This window comes from Gemmatimonadaceae bacterium (genome assembly GCA_040882285.1).
GTDB lineage: Bacteria > Gemmatimonadota > Gemmatimonadetes > Gemmatimonadales > Gemmatimonadaceae > JACDCY01.
The window spans coordinates 436108-453075 of record JBBEBQ010000010.1; the positions used below are offsets into that span (position 1 = coordinate 436108).

A 16968-nucleotide genomic window follows, 5' to 3' on the forward strand; every position below is an offset into this window, starting at 1 on the left:
GACCGGTACGCCATCGACCGCGAGATCGGCGTCGGCGGGATGGCCACTGTATACCTCGCGCGCGATCTCAGGCACGACCGCCTCGTCGCGCTCAAGCTGCTCCGCCCCGAGCTGGGAGCCGTGATCGGCGCGGAGCGATTCCTCGCGGAGATCAAGCTGACCGCGAACCTGCAGCACCCGCACATTCTCCCGCTGTTCGACTCCGGCGCGGTCGACGGATTGCTCTTCTACGTGATGCCGTACGTCGAAGGCGTGTCCGTGCGCGAGCGGCTGAATCGCGAGAAGCAGCTCCCCATCGCGGAGTCGGTCAAGATCGCGACCGAAGTCGCGAGCGCGCTCGACTACGCGCATCGCCGCAACGTGATCCACCGCGACATCAAGCCGGAGAACATCCTGCTGCACGACGGGCAGGCGCTCGTCGCCGACTTCGGGATCGCCCTCGCGGTCAGCACCGCCGGCACGCGCATGACCGAGACCGGGATGTCGCTCGGCACCCCGCACTACATGAGCCCCGAGCAGGCGATGGGCGAGCGCGAGATCACCGCGCGCTCCGACGTGTATGCGCTTGGCGCCGTCACGTACGAGATGCTGGTCGGCGAGCCGCCGTTCACCGGCCCGACCGCGCAGTCAATCGTCGCGAAGGTTCTGACCGAGCAGCCGCGGCCGCTCCTGCCCAAGCGGCACACGATCCCGCGGCACGTCGAGCTGGCGGTGCTCACCGCGCTGGAGAAGCTCCCGGCCGACCGGTTCGCGACCGCCGCGGAATTCTCCGCGGCGATCAACACGCCCGGCGTCGTAACGGCGGCGGCGCGCGCGACCGGCGCCGTTCGCTCCGCCGCTATTCCGTGGTGGCGGCGGCCTCTCGTGGCGCTCCCGGCGATCGCGCTGGCCGCGATCGCGCTCGGCTACGCCATCGGAAGCGCGGCGTCCGCCGATCAGCGCGCGGTTCCCGCCGTATCGCGCTTCGTCGTCGCGACGCCGCCGGACCATCGCCTGGACGGATCGGGGCTGACGATGCTCACGATCTCTCCCGACGGCGGAACGCTGGTGTACGCCGGTCACGGCGCGCGCGGAGTGCAGCTGTACCGCAGGCGGCTGGACGAGCTGGTCGCGACTCCCATCGCCGGAACGGAGGGAGCGGCGAACCCGCTGTTCAGCCCCGACGGGCAGTGGATCAGCTTCACCGCCGGCACGACGATGAAGAGGATGTCAGCGGCGGGCGGCGCCGTCGTCCCGGTTCCCACGGGCGCGCTGTTTCCGCAGGGAGGGATCTGGCTCGACAACCTCACGCTCGCCGTCACCGGTCTCGACGGCGCGATCTACGCGATCGACGGCGAAGGCAAGAGCCGCGTCGTCGCCGGCCCGGATTCGTCGAAGGGCGAGTCCGCGCTGATCGTGACGCACGCGGTCGATGGCGGGCGCTCGGTGATAACTATCGCCGCACCGGGCGCGGGCGTCATCGGCCGGCCGTACCTCATCGACGTCGCCAGCGGCAAGCGGAAGCTGATACTCGACCAGGTCGTCGCGGGCGTGGCGTACGACCGCGGCTACATCGCGTGGATCGATCCGGAGGGAACGCTGTTCGGCGCGGCGTTCGATCTGGACGACGCGAAGCTCACCGGCACGCCGGTGACGCTGGCGCAGCAGGTCCTGCTGCCGGTGGGCGGACCGCCGCAAGTCTCGGTCTCGCACAACGGCTCGCTGGTATACGTGCCGCAGCTTCCGTTCGAGCTGATGCTGGTGGATCGGGCCGGCGTCGCGACGCGCGCGGCGGACGTGCAGCGGCGCTTCCACAGTCCCCGCTTCTCGCCGGACGGAGCGCGGATCGCGGTGGACTTCACGCAGCAGGGGACGCGCGACGTGTGGACGCTCGACCTGCGGGACCGCACGCTCACGCGCCTCACCTTCGACAACGACGGGCACGATCCGGTGTGGGACGCGAGCGGCCGGCGGGTGGCGTACGCGAGCGCGCGCAACGGTGTGATCGGGATGTTCGCGCGGAATGCCGACGGGAGCGGCGCCGCGGATTCAATCTACGTCGGCGCGTCGGCGCAGACCGTGGCTGCGTTCCTTCCCGGCGACCAGCGCGCGCTGACGATTCTCACGGGGGCGGCCGGCAGCTTCGATCTCGCGCTCACGCCGCTCACCGGCGACCGGAAGGAGCAGCCGTTCCTCGCCACCAATTTCAATGAGTACTACCCCGCGATCTCGCCGGACGGCCGCTGGCTGGCGTACGTGTCCGACGAGTCGGGCCAGAACGAGGTATACGTGCGTCCGCTCGACGGTCCGGGCGGAAAGATGCTCGTGTCGCAGAGCGGCGGCATCGAGCCGGTCTGGTCGCGCAACGGAAGAGAGCTGTTCTACCGCGGGACCGGGCGGGAAGACACGCCGCTGATGGCGGTGTCGGTCCAGACCGCGCCGGAGTTCCGCGTGCTGTCGCGAACTCCGCTATTCGACGTGTCGGTGTACGAGGCCGCGATCCCGCACTCGAACTACGACGTGCGGGCGGACGGGAAGTTCGTGATGGTGTACCAGGGCCGCCTGTCCGACATGGTCGTGATTCAGAACTGGACGGAGGAAGTGAAGCGGAAGGGCAGGGCGGCGGGACGTTAGGGAGAAAAGGCCGGGCGTGATACCGGCGGCGTCTTCTCCGGCGGCGCGCGGCCAACCACGATGGTGACGTTGTCGGTTCCGCCGCGCTCGAGCGCGAGATCGAGCAGCTCGCGCGCCAGCTGCTCGGAGCCGGTCATGCGGCTCATGCGCTCACCGATCTCCTCGTCCGTGACGTGCTTGGTGAGGCCGTCCGAGCAGAACAGCAGCGTGCCGCTGCGCTGGATCTCTATGCACGTGACTTCGGGAGTGGCCTCGCCGCCCCCGATCGCGCTCGCGAGCACGTTGCGGTAAGGCGAGATCTCCATGCGCTCCGCGGGCAGCACTCCCTTGTCCACCAAGTCCTGCGCGATCGTCTGATCGCGCGTGAGCCGCTTGAGCTCGCTGCCGTTCCAGTAATAGCCGCGGCTGTCGCCCACCTGCACCACGTACGCCCACGGCCAGATCACGAGCCCGACGGTGAGCGTGGAAGCCATGCTCGTGGGCGGTGTACGACCCGCGCCGTCGGCCAGCACCGCGTCGTGCGCCTCGCCGATCGCGGTGCGCAGCGAATCGAGCAGCTCTTCGTCCGACGCTTTCCCGGCCGCGTGGTACGAGCGCAGCGTGCACGACACGTACTTCGTGACCGACTCGGTCGCGAGCTGCGCCGCCTCGCTCCCGAAGTCGCCGCCGCCCACGCCGTCGGCCACGACCAGAATCGTCGCGAGCCGCGACCCGCGCAGCGGCAACTTGTCCACGTGCGGCAGGCTCGTCTTGTGCACCACGACCTGCGGGTGCACGGTGCAAACGAGAAAATGATCCTGATTGGTCTCGCGGACCTTGCCCTGGTGCGTCAGCCCGAAGAGATCGAGCTCGTCGTCGCGCGGACGTTTCAGCTCGGGTGACGCGATCTCGGCGGGCGGAGGACGGTCGTCGCAGTGGGGCATGGAAGATCAAGAGTAAAGCTAGCAGCTAGCAGCTATGAGCTCACAGGAACCGCGAGACGATGGCACGCCACTGGTTTCCTCGATCTTTTCGCTGCTAGCTGCCAGCTGTCGGCCTGCCAGCTCTTCTTATCGATTCCTCGGATCGTCCGCCGGATTCACGTACGTCACCACCCACGGTCCCATCGCGTGCAGCTGCACGACCGTCTCTCCGACCGTGTGCACGAAGTGCCGCATCCCCGGCCGCATCGCGATGAACGAGCCCGGCTGCAGCTCGTTCCAGCCGCCCGCCCTGAACGTGTCGCCCATGCCGATGTGGAACAGTCCACTGATGACGGTGATGTGCTCCCACTGCGGGTGATAGTGCGGCTGAATCGTGTAGTTGTTGGGGAGCTTGAGCCGCAGCGTGAACAGCTCGGCCTTGGTCGGATCGCCGTCGAGCACTATCATCTGCGCGCCGGCCGGCAGCGCCGCGGGTCCCGCGCCCCACCCCATGAGGTTCGCGTGCGCGAGCACCATCCCTTCGGTGGATCGATGCACGGGCGTCATCGAAACTTCCGCCGCCGGCGGCGGGGGCGGCACCGCAACAGTTCGCGCGCACGCCAGCGCTGCCGCCGCCGGCAAGATTACCAGGAAAAAGCTTCGCACGGGGACCTCCCTTTGTGGAACCGGAGAAAAGTCGCTCCCCCTGAACTTCGGCGCGGCCCACGGCCGGCGAAAGTCCCACCTTTTGGGGGCGGGTTCCGACTACTACCGCTGGCAGTCCTAAGCTGTTGAATCGCAGGCACTTACCACGGATGTTCACCATTGATTAAGCCCGTCGGAAATCGTATATTGCAGGGTTCGGCGGATTCCCCTACCGCCCGCCACCCACTCACCCGATTAGATGACCGCGCCCATCATCCGCGAACGCATCCTTCCGCGCCTCATAGACGACGAGATCAAAGAGTCGTTCATCAACTACTCGATGAGCGTCATCGTGTCGCGCGCGCTCCCCGACGTGCGCGACGGGCTCAAGCCCGTGCACCGCCGCGTGCTGTACGCGATGAACGAGCTCGGTCTCGTGCCGGGCCGGCCGTACAAGAAATCGGCGACCGTCGTCGGCGACGTGCTCGGCAAGTATCACCCGCACGGCGACTCGTCGGTGTACGATGCGCTCGTGCGCATGGTGCAGGATTTCTCGCTGCGCTATCCGCTGGTGGACGGGCAGGGGAACTTCGGCTCGGTGGACGGCGATCCCGCGGCCGCGTACCGGTACACCGAGGCGCGGCTCACGCGCGTCGCGATGGAGATGCTCGCCGACATCGACAAGAACACCGTCGACTTCACGCCGAACTTCGACGACCGGCTGATGGAGCCGAGTGTGCTCCCGTCGGCGGTGCCAAACCTGCTGGTGAACGGCTCGTCGGGGATCGCGGTCGGCATGGCGACGAACATCCCGCCGCACAACGTCCGGGAAGTCGTCAACGCGCTCGTCGCGCTGATCGAAGATCCTGAGATCGAGCCGGGCGCGGTGCGGAAGCTCATCAAGGGCCCGGATTTCCCGACGGGCGGCTACATCTACGGCCGCGCCGGCATCCGCGCCTACCAGGAGACGGGGCGCGGCCGGATCGTGATGCGCGCGCGCGCCGTCATCGAGGAAAAGGAATCCTCCAACAAGTCGCAGATCGTCGTGAACGAGCTGCCGTACCAGGTGAACAAGGCCAAGCTCATCATCGACATGGTCGAGCTGGTGAAGGAAGGGAAGCTCGAGGGGATCTCCGCGCTGCGCGACGAGTCCGACAAGGACGGCATGCGCATCGTGATCGAGCTCAAGCGCGACGCCATCCCGCGCGTGGTGCTGAACCAGCTGTACAAGCACACGGCGATGCAGTCCACGTTCGGCGTGATCATGCTGGCGCTGGTGCCCGACCCGGGCACGGGCCAGCTCGTGCCGAAGATCATGCCGCTGCGCGACGTGCTGCTGCACTACATCGAGCACCGGCATACCGTGGTGATCCGTCGGACGCAGTTCGATCTCGACAAGGCGGTCGAGCGCGAGCACATCCTCGAGGGTCTCAAGATCGCGGTCGACAACATCGACGCGGTCATCAAGCTCATCCGCGCCGCCGACGACACGGCGACGGCGAGCGGGCAGCTGCAGAAGAAGTTCAAGCTCAGCGAGCGGCAGGCCGAGGCGATCCTCAACATGCGGCTCGCCAAGCTCACGGGTCTCGAGATCGAGAAGCTGGAGGTCGAGCTGAAGGAGGTGCGCGCGACGATCAAGGACCTGCGCGACATCCTCTCGTCCAAGCCGCGCCGGATGCGGCTCGTCCGCGCGGAGCTGGAGAAAGTCGCCGAGACGTACGGGGACGAGCGGAGATCGGAGATAACGAGCGACGAGGGCGAGTTCACGATCGAGGATCTGATCGCCGAGGAGGACATGGTGATCACGATCTCGCACTCGGGCTACATCAAGCGCACGAGCGTGTCCACGTACCACAAGCAGCGGCGCGGCGGGCGCGGGCTCAGCGGCCAGGGGCTCAAGGAAGAGGACTTCATCGAGCGGCTGTTCATCGGCTCGACGCACGACTACATGCTGTGCTTCACGCACGACGGCCGCTGCTTCTGGCTCAAGGTGCACGAGCTGCCGCAGGCCGGGCGCGCGGCGCGCGGCAAGCCGATCGTCAACCTGATCAACGTCTCGCCCGAGACGCAGATCAAGGCGATCGTGCCGGTGCGCGCGTTCAGCGACACCGAGTTCCTCCTGTTCTGCACGCGCGACGGCACGGTGAAGAAGACCGCGCTGTCGCAGTATGCCAACCCGCGCGCCAACGGGATCAAGGCGATCAAGATCGACGCCGGCGACGAGCTGATCGACGTGCAGGTGACGAGCGGCACCAACGACGTCGTGCTCGCGACCAAGCACGGCCTGTCCATCCGCTTCCACGAGCAGCAGGTCCGGCAGATGGGACGCGACACCACGGGCGTGAAGGGCGTGGAGCTGCGCGCGAATGACCATGTCGTGGGGATGGTCGTCATCAAGCGTGAGGCGACACTGCTCGTCGTGACGGAGCGCGGGCTCGGCAAGTGCTCCAATATCGACGACTACCGCGTGCAGAATCGCGGCGGCAAGGGGATCATCACGGTGAACCGCACCGAGAAGACCGGAGACGTCGTGGGAATCATGGAAGTGCTGCCGGAAGACGAGATCATGATCATCACCCGCGGCGGAGTCATCATCCGCTCGCCGGTCTCGCAGATCCGCACCACCGGCCGGATCGCGCAGGGCGTGCGGCTCGTGAATCTCGATCCGGGCGACGTCGTGACCGCGGTCGCGCGCGTGGTGCCGGAGGACGAGGGCGAAGATGGCGGCCCGGGCGGCCCGGGCGGCCCGGGCGGCCCGGGCGACACCGGCGGCGACGAAGCCGACGAGGCAGTAGAGGCCGGCTCCGAGAGCTGATGGCGCCGACGGTGAAGACTCCGCCGGAAACGCGCGCGAAGCAGCAGCAGGACGAGACGATAGAAGTCCTGCGCGCGGCGCTCCAGAAGATGGAGGCGGAGCTGCACCGGGTCCGGGAGGAAGCGCAGAACCGGGGACATCTCGTGGACATCCTCCACGAGGTCATGGGGAATCTCGCGAGCGACGAGATCTTCCACATGCTCACGCGCCGCCTGGCGTGCGCGCTCGACCTGTCGCAGGCGTCGGTCGTGCTCGCCAAGCCCGGCGACGAGATGGGCGTGGTGGCCACCGCGTTCGAGGCGCCCTCGCTGCAGAACCTGCAGGTCAAGGTGGACCGGTATCCCGAGATCGCGGCCGCGCTGCTCGACCAGCGGCCGGTGCTGATCCGCGACATCCACCAGAGCCCGTGGTACACCGAGCTGCGCAAGCGCTGGGAGCAGGAGGGCCTGCACGTCTCGGTGAAGTCGGTGATCGTGCTCCCGTTCTACCTGGACGACGACACATCGGGCGTGTTCCTGCTGCGCCGCGACCAGTCCAGGCCGGAGGTCGACGAGGGCGACGTGGAATTCGCCAGCACGGTCGTGGGCAGCGCGCTGGCGGCGATCCGCCGCGCGCACGCGGTGGAGCTGACCCGCGCGGACAACCAGCGGCTCGAGGTCCTGGCGCACACCGACCCGCTGACGCAGCTGCTCAACCGCCGCGCTCTCACGCTGCGGCTGGTGGCGGAGATGGACCGCGTGCGCCGGTACGACTCGATGCTGTCGCTGCTGATGGTGGACCTCGACTACTTCAAGTTCATGAACGACACGTACGGCCACCTCGCGGGCGACGAGGTGCTGCACGAGGTCGCGGCGCTGCTCCAGCGCTCGACGCGCACGGTGGATTTCGTGGCGCGGTACGGCGGGGAGGAGTTCGTGGTGGTTCTGCCCGAGACCACATCCCAGGGCGCGGTCGCGTTCGCCGAGCGCGTGCGGGAGCGGATCGAGCGCCACAGCTTTCTGGGCACCGATCGCGGGGGCGCGAAGCTCACGACCAGCATCGGCGTGGCCACGTTCCCGTCGCCGGGAGTGGACACGGTCGAGACCTTGTTTGTAAAGGCGGACGAGGCGTTGTACCGGGCCAAAGAGCAGGGGCGAAACAGGGTCTGCGTATAGCGCTGTAACTGCGAGGGGCGGGGACCGGCGGGAGGGTAACGTTCTCGCGCCTACGCTCGCAAACTACGCTCGCTAAGACGGCGCTTCGGAGTTACCCTCCCGCCGGTCCCCGCCCGGGGCTGGTGAGCTATACTCTACCGTGTCCTCAACGGCCTTGCCCATGACACGTCCTGACCACGATCTCCGCAGTTTCCTTCTCGCCGCGCTCGCCCCCGTCGCTCTTGGCACGTGCGTAGCCAGCGACGATAGTGCACCCACGACGGATACATCCGCAGCCACCGCGCCGGTCGTGATGCGCACGCCCGTTAATAAGGGCACGTACGGGATGGCGTCCTTGACGAAGTGGGCGCTGTCGAGCGATCGGAAGAACATCATCGCGGTGGTGGATCCGGCGGGAGTGGAGGCGGAGCCGGTGCCGAACGGGTTCTTCGTCGGCATGGAAGGGAACGGCTTCCAGGTGCAGGTGGACAGCGTGTGGGACGTCGCGCCATCACCGGACTGGAGCGCGATCGCGTACAGCCGCGCGTACAACCTGTCGCACGGAGAGTCGCCGCTCATACCGGACGAGATGTGGGTGAATCTCAGCCGGCAGACGGGAGTGGATACGGCGACGCTGCGCGCGGCGTCGTTCCCGAGCAGCGGGATGTCGTACGCTCGCGCGGTGTCGCGCCCCGCGGTGATCAACGTGCCGCGCGATCCGAGAGCGGCGGGCGCGGCGGACAGCGCGCGGCCGCGGATGTTCACGGTCGGGCCGGGCTGGCGGGTGCGCTGGACCAGCGACGGAACTATCCTCGCGGTCGGCTCCACGCCGCAGCGGGTGCAGGACTACGAGCCGTCGCCGTCGTACGCCGCGCTCGACCCGAAGAGCGGCGTGCTGCACGGCTCGCTGCCCGCGGGCGCGAAGCTGGTGCAGCCCGCCTGGAAGACGGGGCCGACGATCGACATCTCGATTCCCGTGGACATGTCCACGGCGCCGAACATCCAGGTCGGCGAGGGTGCGAGCGGGATGATCATCGAGAGCGCGCGCGGGATCATCACCCTGCGGCCGCTCGCGTCCACCGCGGGCGCGCAGCCGATCACCGTGGGACCGGGAATCGCCCTGGCCGCGACGGCCACGGGGCGATTCATCCTCGCGCTCGCGCCCAGGCAGAAGGCGGGGCAGTACGAGCATCCGGTGGAGCTCGTCGTATACACCGTTACGCGGTGAAACTGTGACTAGTGACTAGTGACTAGTGACTTAGTGACTAGTAACGGCGAACTGCGAAGCGGCGAAACCGGGGGAAGCCTTTCTGCGTACGGCTCTCCGTGTCATGCTTGTCGGGTAGTTCACTAGTCACTAGTCACCAGTCACTGGTCACCATCCAGCCCCTATTCCAATGCTCTACGCCCTCATCGCCATCCTCACCGGCCTGCTCCTACTGGCCGACACGTTCGTCAGCATGCGCGGGTTCAGCGGAGTGATCGCGGCGCTCAAGCCGTACGAGACGGTCATCGGGATCGTCGCGCTGATCGCGGGGATCCTGCACTTCTTCACCCTGCTCGGCATCGCGCTCATCATGGGCGGGCTCATGCTCGGCACCCGCGCGCTCACGACGGTGCCGAGCATCGGCGATGAGCTGGGCTCGGCGTCCAGCGCGTTGACTCCGTTTCGCGGGATCATCGGCGGGGTTACGCTGGTGCTTGGAGTGCTTGCGCTACTTTAAGCTTCTCGGCACGTATCGGTGACTAGTCACTAGTCACTAGTCACTAGTCACTAGTCACCATCCAGCCCCCAGCGGCACCCTTCGGATAGTCCTCGGGCTTCGCCACCGCCGGATTCAGCCACTCGATGATCGCCGCGTAGCCCCGGCTCTCCGGATCGTGCAGCAGATAATCGCTGACCACCGCGAGCACGTGGAAGCCGTTCCGCAGCTGGAACGACAGCGTCGGATCCTTGCACTCCCCCCGCACCACGCACCGCACGTACTCTTCGGCGGACATCCGCTCGGCGTACTCGAGGTAGCCGCGCAGCCGCGCGCCCGCGCGGATTCGCAGGAGCCCCAGCCGCTCCGCCAGCTCCCGCCGCGCCGCGTACAGCATCTTCCCGATCCCCCGCCGCTGGTGATCGGGGTGCACCATCACTTCGGCGCCGTACAGCGTGCGGCCGTGCTCGGGATCGTGGTTGGAGAAAGTCCCCGCCGCGGTGAACTCGCGCCAGCTCATGTGCGACTGGTAATCGTCCCACAGGATCACCAGACTCGCGGCCATTCCCACGACCTTGTCGTCGGGCGTCACCGCCACGAACTGTCCTTCGGGAAACACGTCGAGGTGCCGCCCGAGCTGGTCGCTGTTCCACGGCCTCGACGTGGGATACACCGCGCGCGTAAGCGCCGTGATCCCGGGCAGGTCGCGCGCCCCGGTGTTGCGCACGCGGATGTCCGCGCTGGCGTCCGTCACAGCGCGATGATCTCCGGGTTCTCCACCAGCTTCGCCGTGCGGTGGCTGTCGAACAACGGGAGCACCGTGCCCGTGTCGCGCGTGTCGAGAATGGTGTGCAGGTTCAGCTCGCCGATCACCATCATCTCCTGATTCGGATTTCCCTCCGCGAGAATGCCGTCGCGCGAGAAGGGGAAATCGCTCGGCGTGAGAATCGAGGCCTGGCCGTAGTTCAGCGAGACTGCGGGCACCATCGGCAGCGACCCCACCGTGCACGAGTGAATCACGTACATCTGGTTCTCGATCGCGCGCGCCTGCGCGCAGTACCGCACGCGCAGGAACCCCTGCCGGTCGTCCGTGCAGCTCGGCACCACCAGGATGTTCGCGCCCGCGCGCGCGGCGGCGCGCGCCATCTCCGGAAACTCCACGTCGTAGCAGATGGCGACGGCGAACCGGCCGAACTCGGCCTCGAACACGTTCAGCCGGTCGCTGGGCGCGACTATCCAGTCCTCGGACTCGAACCGCGTCATGTGCAGCTTGCCCTGCACGCCGTGCTTGCCTCCGGGCCCGAACACGAAACAGTGGTTCCGGATCGTCCCCTCGGAATCCTCCACGGGGATCGTGCCCGCGACTATGTAGATGCCGTGCTCCTGCGCGAGCCCGCTCATCATCTCGGTGAAGCGCGGCACCTGGTCCGCGAGGTCGTTGATCTGCTGCGAGATCGGCCGCTTGATGTCGCCGAGCGTGAGGAGCTGGACGGTGAAGTACTCGGGGAAGACGAGCAGCGAGCACTTATAATCGGCGGCGGTGCCCACGAGACCCACGACCTGGTCGCGAAACTGCTCGAAGGTCGTGACCGGCCGGATGAAGTACTGCAGCGACGCGACGCGAACGCGGTCCATGTTACCTCCCGATCCGGCGCAGCTCGACCATCATGCACCGGTCCTGCACGACGTCGATCCCGGCGCGCGCGAGTTTCTCCGCCGCTTCGTCGTTGGTGATCCCCAGCTGGAACCACACCGCGCGCGGCTGCTTCGCGATGATGTCGTCCACGTGCGGCGGGATGTCCTTCGGCCGGCGAAACACGTTCACGATGTCCACCTCCCCCGGCACGTCGGCGACTTTGCGGTACACCTGCTTGCCGAGTATCTCGGTCACTTCGCGATAGTATACGGGCACGGGGATGATCTCGTACCCGGCGGCCATCGCGTACGCGGGGACGAATCGGGCGGGCTTGTGCAGCTCGACTTTAATGCCGAGCACGGCGATGCGCTTGGAGGATTCGAGCAGGGCGGCGATCTGATCGTCGGATTCCAGGAGGTGCTTGCGCCAGGCGTTGTCTGTTTCGGTCATGGCTCTTTTGGTTGGCAGGATGCGAGCCAACGGGGGCGGCTACAGGGATTCCCTTTGGAATACCCCAGGAGCCAGTGTCCGCCGTTTATCTTGCCGATGCAACCCGAACCTGGGAGTCCTCCGCCACATGCGTTTGCTTGTCCTCGGTGCCGGCCTTCAGGGGTCCGCCTGTGCCTACGACCTGCTGCAGAACCCCGAGGTCGAGCAGATCAGGCTCGCTGACATCAGCATCGAGCACGTGCGCGATTTCCTCGCGCCGTACTCCGGCAAGCGGCTGATTCCCACCCCGCTGGACGTGCGCAACACGGAAGCCGTGCGCGCGCTGATGACCGAGTCCGACGCGGTGATGAGCGCGATCCCGTACTACTTCAACTTCGAGCTCGCCAGGCACGCGGTCGAATGCAAGGTGCACTTCTGCGACCTCGGCGGCAACACGCCGATCGTCTTCCAGCAGAAGGAGCTGGATCCCCAGGCGAAGCACAACGGCGTGAGCGTCGTCCCCGACTGCGGGCTCGCGCCGGGAATGGTGAACATCCTGGCCGAGCACGGAATCAAACAGCTCGACCGCGTCGACAGCGTGAAGATCTACGTGGGCGGGCTGCCGCAGCATCCCGAGCCGCCGCTCAACTACATGGTGGTGTACTCGCTCGAGGGGACGCTCGACTACTACACGAGCCTGTCGTGGATCCTGCGCGACGGCAAGCGCATGCAGGTGAAGGCGCTGTCGGAGCGCGAGCCGGTGGATTTCCCCGCGCCGGTCGGGCGGCTCGAGGCGTTCCACACCGCGGGCGGATTGTCGACGATGGCGTTCCGCTACGAGGGGAAGATCCCCAACATGGAGTACAAGACGCTGCGCTATCCCGGCCACGCGGAGATAATGGAAGCGATCCGCGAGATCGGGCTGCTCGATTCGGAGCCGATCGACGTGAAGGGAGTCCGGGTCGCGCCGCGCGACGTGGCGGTGGCGGCGATGTCGGAGAAGCTCACCATGCCCGGCGCGCACGATCTGGTCGCGCTCCGGATCGTGGTCGAGGGCAAGAAGGGCGGCAAGCCCGCGAGGCGCGCGTACGAGATGGTGGACAGGTATGACGCGAAGCTCGGCGTCAGCGCGATGATGCGGACGACCGGTTACTCGCTATCCATCATCGGCCAGATGCAGGCCCGCGGCCAAGTCCCGGCCGGAGTTCACACACCGGACGAAGCGATCCCGGGCGATGAGTACATCGCCGAGCTGGCCAAGCGCGGCATCGTGATCGATCAGAGGAGCGAGTAGAGATCGCAGTTGTAGTTACTAGTCACTAGTCACCAGTCACTAGTCACTAGTCACCGCGCGAAGCGCGCAATCGTCTCCCCCATCGCATCGATGCTCGCCCGCGCGTTCCACCGGTCCGCCCCGTTGTAGATGAAGGAAAACGCGACCACCTCGCCGTTCTCCGACGTGACGTAGCCCGCGAGCGCCAGCACGTTGTTCGTCGTCCCCGTCTTCGCGTGCAGGTTTCCGTCGGCCGGAGTCTGCCGCATGCGCGTCCGCAGCAGCTCCGACTTGCCTGCCACCGGGAGCGACGCGTGGAACGCCGGCCCCCACGGCGCGGCGTGGGCGTAGCCGAGCAGCTCCGCCATCTGGAAGCCCGTGACGCGGTCGAGCGTGGAGAGTCCGCTGCCGTCGGCCACTGCGAGTGTGGAGGCATTCGTCCCCAACTTGTCCTGGAAGAACCCGCGCAGCAGCGACTCGGCGGCCGGCACGGATCCCTGGCCTTCGCGCCCCGGCCCGCGCACCGCGTTTCGCAGCAGCAGCTCGGCGAACAGGTTGATGCTCTCGCGGTTCATGATCGCGACGATCTGCTCGAGCGGCGGCGACAGCAGCGACGTGACCTTGGTGGCGTTGGCCGGCGTCTTTCTGAGCTGCGCTCCGCCGTCCACCTGCACGCCCACAGCGCGCAGCGCCGCGTGGAACGCGCCGGTGGTGAACGCCGGCGGATTGTTGACCACGAGCCCGTACCGGCGCACCGGCGAGCGCGTGCCGATCCGGCCGCTCACCTGGATGTTGCCGTCGGGCATGTACCTCGCGCGCACCGCGGCTCCGCCGCCCGCGACCGTGCTCACGCGTCCGCGGATCGCGATCGTCGTGGTCGCCGGCTCGAGGGTGACGACGGCGTCCCTTCCCGATCGCTCGGCGGGGTCCACCGTCACCCACAGCACGTTCTCCGCGAGCGACAGCGCCGACACGCGCGCCGCGTAGGACGATCCCTTGTACCGCTCGAGCCAGCCTTCGGGGTAGAGCACGTTGTCGAACGCGGTGGCGTCGCCGATCACCGCGCCCGTGATGCGCCTGATGCCGGCGGCCGCGACCGCGCGCGCGAGCTTGTCCACCGGCTCCGAGTACTTGCCGGGGTGGAACCGCCTGGAGAACGAGGGATCGCCGTCGCCGCGGATGTAGAGGTTGCCCTTGAGCGTCCCGTTGGCGTCCACCTCGCCGTCGCGCAGCACGTCGGTGGAGAAGCGGTAGTGGGGGCCGAGCCGGTCGAGCGCGATCGCGGCCGTGAGCAGCTTCATCGTGGACGCGGGGAGCACCGGAATGTCGGCGTTGGCCGCGAACAGCGTGTCGCCGCGCGACAGCGAGATGACGCTGCTGCTCCACATGCCCGAGCGGGTGCGCGACGTCATGATGGACATGAGGTCGGCCTTGAGGGCGGCCGCGCCGCGCGGGCTGGTGGCCTTGGGCGGGGGGGGCGGCGGCGGCGTGCGCCGGCGGCGCTGGGCCGCGCGCCTCTGGGCCGCTCTCCGCTGCGCGGCCGTCTGCCGGCGCGCCTGGAATTCCACCGCCTCGCGCCCGCTGACGGACGACGGCTCGGCGAACGGCGAGGCGCGGGGCTCGACCGCGCCGATTCCGAGGAGGAGTGCTAGGGCGCCGGCGGCGAGTGGACTGAATCGCGCGTACGCGCGCGGCAAAGCTTTCATATCTTTCACGAGTGCATGAATCCGGGATGCGAGGGGAGGTCGTTCGTCGAAGCCAGTGCAACCTCCTTGCCGCCGCGTGACCAGCTCGATCTGGCGCGCGGCGCCAAATGGCCACTCAGCGCTGAAAGACTCCGTCGAGCGCCAGAATAAGTGCCGCTAGCGGGATGATGGTCGCTGTCCAGAACGCGAACATCGCCTTGTACATCCGCGTTTCGCATCGGGCGAACTTCGCGTCGATTCGCTCTTCGAACGCGGGAAAACGAGCCTCGAGCGCGGCAAGTCTCGTCTCGATCGCCGTGAACCGCGCGTCGAATCGTTTATCCATTTCCGCGAATCGCTTGTCCATCTCGGCCCGGATGGACGCGCCCTCCGCGCGCAGCTCGGAGCGAAACCGCTCCCAGTTGAGGTCGTTCAACTCGCGCAGTTGATTGCGATACGTTTCGTCCACGGCGTTGAACCAGTTGACCAGCTCGTTCGCGACATCGTCTCCGAGCTGGTCGTAGAAGCGGCGTGAAAGCTTGGCGGTGACAGGCAAGGGCGCTCCGGTGCGGTTCGCCCTCAATCAAACGATAGGCCGAGCACCACGCGTAATCAACCGATTTCGGCCGGTGCCGAACCAATCAGGCCCGCGCCACCTCGCTCGTGCAGTGCGCGCAACGCGTAGCCGCCGCGTCGATGCTCATCCGGCAGAACGCGCACGTCTTGGTCGCCGGCGCTGCCGGATCCGGCTTGATGAACATCTTCGCCATCCGCCACACCACGAACCCGATGATGACGAAGTTGAGCGCCGCGCTCGCGAAGTCGCCTACGAGGAACTCTACAGATCCGACTGTCCATGTGGCTTCCCGCCACGCGCCACCGGGAATGAGCACGCCCACGATCGGCATGATGAAATCGTCCACGAACGCCGTCACCAGCTTTCCGAACGCCGCGCCAATGACGACGGCGATCGCCAGCGCCATGACGTTCTGCTTGAGGAGGAAGGCTTTGAATTCAGACCACATAAGGGCGGTGACTAGTGATTAGTGACTAGTGACTAGTAAGATCAAAATCGCGGTCAGCTCGAAGCCGGCAGCTCCCAGCTGGCAGCTCGCAGCTTGGCAGTTCTATGTGGCAGTTGCCGTTCAAACCTTGAGGAATATTCTCTTCTTGTACAGGATCCACAGAATCCCCAGCCAGACGAGCACGAACGTGAAGGCAAACGCCAGCGACGCCAGCTTCGGCGGCAGCCAACTCACGTACGCGCTCTCGTACACGCAGCGCTGCAGCGCCACCTTGTTCTCTCCGCCGCACGGCACCTTGATCACCGAGTAGATCAGCCGCGCCATCGCCCCCGACCCCCAGAACGCGACGATCGGATTCATCCCGTAAATCGCGAGCGGCTTGGTCCACCATGTGACCCGGTGCTGGTCGATGATCCACATGCACGTCGCGAGCGTGGCCGCGCCCATCCCCGCGGTGAACAGCACGTACGAGCTGGTCCACAGCGATTTGTTGATCGGGAAGGACCAGTTCCACATCAAGCCGGCCACCATCGCGATGCATCCCGCGGCGAACAGTCCGGCGATGCGCTCCGGCAGCGGCTGCTTGCTGTTGATCCACCTGCCGGCGATGACGCCGAGTATGACCGTGCCGATCGCGGGGATCGTCGAGAGCAGCCCTTCGGGGTCCCAGGTGCGCGAGCCCGACCAGAGGTGTCCGCCCATGACCGCGCGGTCCACCCACGCCGCGAGGTGCTGATCCTTGGTGTGGAGGAAGAACGCGCCAGGGAGTCCGAACTTTCCCGGCACGGGAACGATCGTCATCAGCACCTGGTAGCCGATGAGCAGTATGCCGGAGGCGATTATCTGCTGCTTGAGATTCGTGCGGAACGCGATGAGCGCGCCGAACATGTAGGCGAGCCCGATGCGCTGGAGGACGCCGGTGTAGCGGAGCTGGGTGAAGCGCTCGATCTTCTCGTACGGGAACATGTTCAGCAGCAGGCCGAGCGCGATGATGACGAGTCCGCGCTTGAGGATCTGCCGGACGAGGTCGCCCTCGGAGGCGCCGCGCGCGCGGCGGGACTCGAGCGAGATCCACGTGGTGATGCCGACGATGAAGAGGAAGAACGGGA

Annotated in this window: 15 protein-coding genes; 6 read left to right on the forward strand and 9 right to left on the reverse strand. The window is 67.0% G+C overall.

Features of this window, described 5'->3' with window-relative positions:
- Window positions 1–12 precede the first annotated feature (12 nt).
- Window positions 13–2613: a protein kinase gene (locus WEA80_07535; GenBank protein MEX1186426.1), complete on the forward strand. Its 2601-nt coding sequence runs from the start codon at window positions 13–15 to the stop codon at window positions 2611–2613.
- On the opposite strand, the gene WEA80_07540 is transcribed toward WEA80_07535, so the two are convergent.
- Window positions 2610–3536, reverse strand: coding sequence for a PP2C family serine/threonine-protein phosphatase (locus WEA80_07540; GenBank protein MEX1186427.1), 927 nt, complete (start codon window positions 3534–3536; stop codon window positions 2610–2612). The two genes, WEA80_07535 and WEA80_07540, sit on opposite strands and share 4 nt — an antisense overlap.
- A gap of 126 nt (window positions 3537–3662) precedes the next feature.
- Window positions 3663–4181, reverse strand: coding sequence for a cupin domain-containing protein (locus WEA80_07545; GenBank protein MEX1186428.1), 519 nt, complete (start codon window positions 4179–4181; stop codon window positions 3663–3665).
- 238 nt (window positions 4182–4419) lie between these two features.
- On the opposite strand from WEA80_07545, the gene gyrA reads away from it, so the two are divergent.
- From gyrA to WEA80_07565, 4 genes are all read left to right on the forward strand, one after another.
- Entirely contained in the window at window positions 4420–6975 is a 2556-nt protein-coding gene (gyrA, locus tag WEA80_07550) for a DNA gyrase subunit A (GenBank protein MEX1186429.1), read from the forward strand.
- Window positions 6975–8129, forward strand: a complete 1155-nt coding sequence (locus WEA80_07555) for a sensor domain-containing diguanylate cyclase (GenBank protein MEX1186430.1) — start codon at window positions 6975–6977, stop codon at window positions 8127–8129. Before gyrA ends, WEA80_07555 begins: the two co-directional genes overlap by 1 nt.
- Before the next feature lie 160 nt (window positions 8130–8289).
- On the forward strand, window positions 8290–9336 hold the full coding sequence (locus WEA80_07560; protein MEX1186431.1) for a hypothetical protein: 1047 nt from the start codon (window positions 8290–8292) through the stop codon (window positions 9334–9336).
- 169 nt (window positions 9337–9505) lie between these two features.
- Window positions 9506–9832 (forward strand): hypothetical protein, encoded by a 327-nt coding sequence (locus WEA80_07565; protein ID MEX1186432.1) that lies wholly within the window; start codon window positions 9506–9508, stop codon window positions 9830–9832.
- Window positions 9833–9875: 43 nt separating this feature from the next.
- Here the strand turns inward: WEA80_07565 and WEA80_07570 are convergent, their stop codons facing one another.
- The 3 genes from WEA80_07570 to WEA80_07580 are packed head-to-tail and all read right to left on the reverse strand — an operon-like array spanning window position 9876 to window position 11897.
- Window positions 9876–10565, reverse strand: coding sequence for a GNAT family N-acetyltransferase (locus tag WEA80_07570; GenBank protein MEX1186433.1), 690 nt, complete (start codon window positions 10563–10565; stop codon window positions 9876–9878).
- Window positions 10562–11446, reverse strand: a complete 885-nt coding sequence (locus WEA80_07575) for a carbon-nitrogen hydrolase family protein (protein MEX1186434.1) — start codon at window positions 11444–11446, stop codon at window positions 10562–10564. The genes WEA80_07570 and WEA80_07575 overlap by 4 nt, the downstream gene beginning before the upstream one ends.
- Window position 11447: 1 nt before the next feature.
- Window positions 11448–11897, reverse strand: a complete 450-nt coding sequence (locus WEA80_07580; GenBank protein MEX1186435.1) for a CoA-binding protein — start codon at window positions 11895–11897, stop codon at window positions 11448–11450.
- Between the two features lie 127 nt (window positions 11898–12024).
- Between WEA80_07580 and WEA80_07585 the strand changes: the two genes are divergently transcribed.
- Entirely contained in the window at window positions 12025–13170 is a 1146-nt protein-coding gene (locus WEA80_07585; protein MEX1186436.1) for a saccharopine dehydrogenase C-terminal domain-containing protein, read from the forward strand.
- Window positions 13171–13220: 50 nt separating this feature from the next.
- Here WEA80_07585 and dacB read toward each other — a convergent pair whose 3' ends face one another.
- The 4 genes from dacB to WEA80_07605 all read right to left on the reverse strand — a co-directional run.
- A complete protein-coding gene (gene dacB / locus WEA80_07590; protein MEX1186437.1) occupies window positions 13221–14855 on the reverse strand; it encodes a D-alanyl-D-alanine carboxypeptidase/D-alanyl-D-alanine-endopeptidase in 1635 nt (544 codons plus the stop codon).
- A gap of 115 nt (window positions 14856–14970) precedes the next feature.
- Window positions 14971–15390 carry a hypothetical protein gene (locus WEA80_07595; protein MEX1186438.1) on the reverse strand — a complete coding sequence of 140 codons (420 nt, stop codon included), beginning with the start codon at window positions 15388–15390 and terminating at the stop codon, window positions 14971–14973.
- 85 nt (window positions 15391–15475) lie between these two features.
- The gene (gene mscL / locus WEA80_07600) at window positions 15476–15859 is read right to left on the reverse strand and encodes a large conductance mechanosensitive channel protein MscL (GenBank protein MEX1186439.1); all 384 of its coding nucleotides are present in this window, start codon (window positions 15857–15859) and stop codon (window positions 15476–15478) included.
- Between the two features lie 120 nt (window positions 15860–15979).
- The coding region (locus WEA80_07605; GenBank protein ID MEX1186440.1) for a hypothetical protein at window positions 15980–16968 on the reverse strand (989 nt) is incomplete at its 5' end.

Excerpts from the sequence above, each read along its gene's own strand:
- WEA80_07555 (MEX1186430.1), top strand. The coding sequence starts at position 6,975 with ATGGCGCCGACGGTGAAGACTCCGCCGGAAACGCGCGCGAAGCAGCAG.
- gyrA (MEX1186429.1), top strand. The coding sequence starts at position 4,420 with ATGACCGCGCCCATCATCCGCGAACGCATCCTTCCGCGCCTCATAGAC.
- WEA80_07540 (MEX1186427.1), bottom strand. The coding sequence starts at position 3,536 with ATGCCCCACTGCGACGACCGTCCTCCGCCCGCCGAGATCGCGTCACCC.
- dacB (MEX1186437.1), bottom strand. The coding sequence starts at position 14,855 with ATGAAAGCTTTGCCGCGCGCGTACGCGCGATTCAGTCCACTCGCCGCC.
- WEA80_07585 (MEX1186436.1), top strand. The coding sequence starts at position 12,025 with ATGCGTTTGCTTGTCCTCGGTGCCGGCCTTCAGGGGTCCGCCTGTGCC.
- WEA80_07575 (MEX1186434.1), bottom strand. The coding sequence starts at position 11,446 with ATGGACCGCGTTCGCGTCGCGTCGCTGCAGTACTTCATCCGGCCGGTC.
- mscL (MEX1186439.1), bottom strand. The coding sequence starts at position 15,859 with ATGTGGTCTGAATTCAAAGCCTTCCTCCTCAAGCAGAACGTCATGGCG.
- WEA80_07560 (MEX1186431.1), top strand. The coding sequence starts at position 8,290 with ATGACACGTCCTGACCACGATCTCCGCAGTTTCCTTCTCGCCGCGCTC.
- WEA80_07565 (MEX1186432.1), top strand. The coding sequence starts at position 9,506 with ATGCTCTACGCCCTCATCGCCATCCTCACCGGCCTGCTCCTACTGGCC.
- WEA80_07580 (MEX1186435.1), bottom strand. The coding sequence starts at position 11,897 with ATGACCGAAACAGACAACGCCTGGCGCAAGCACCTCCTGGAATCCGAC.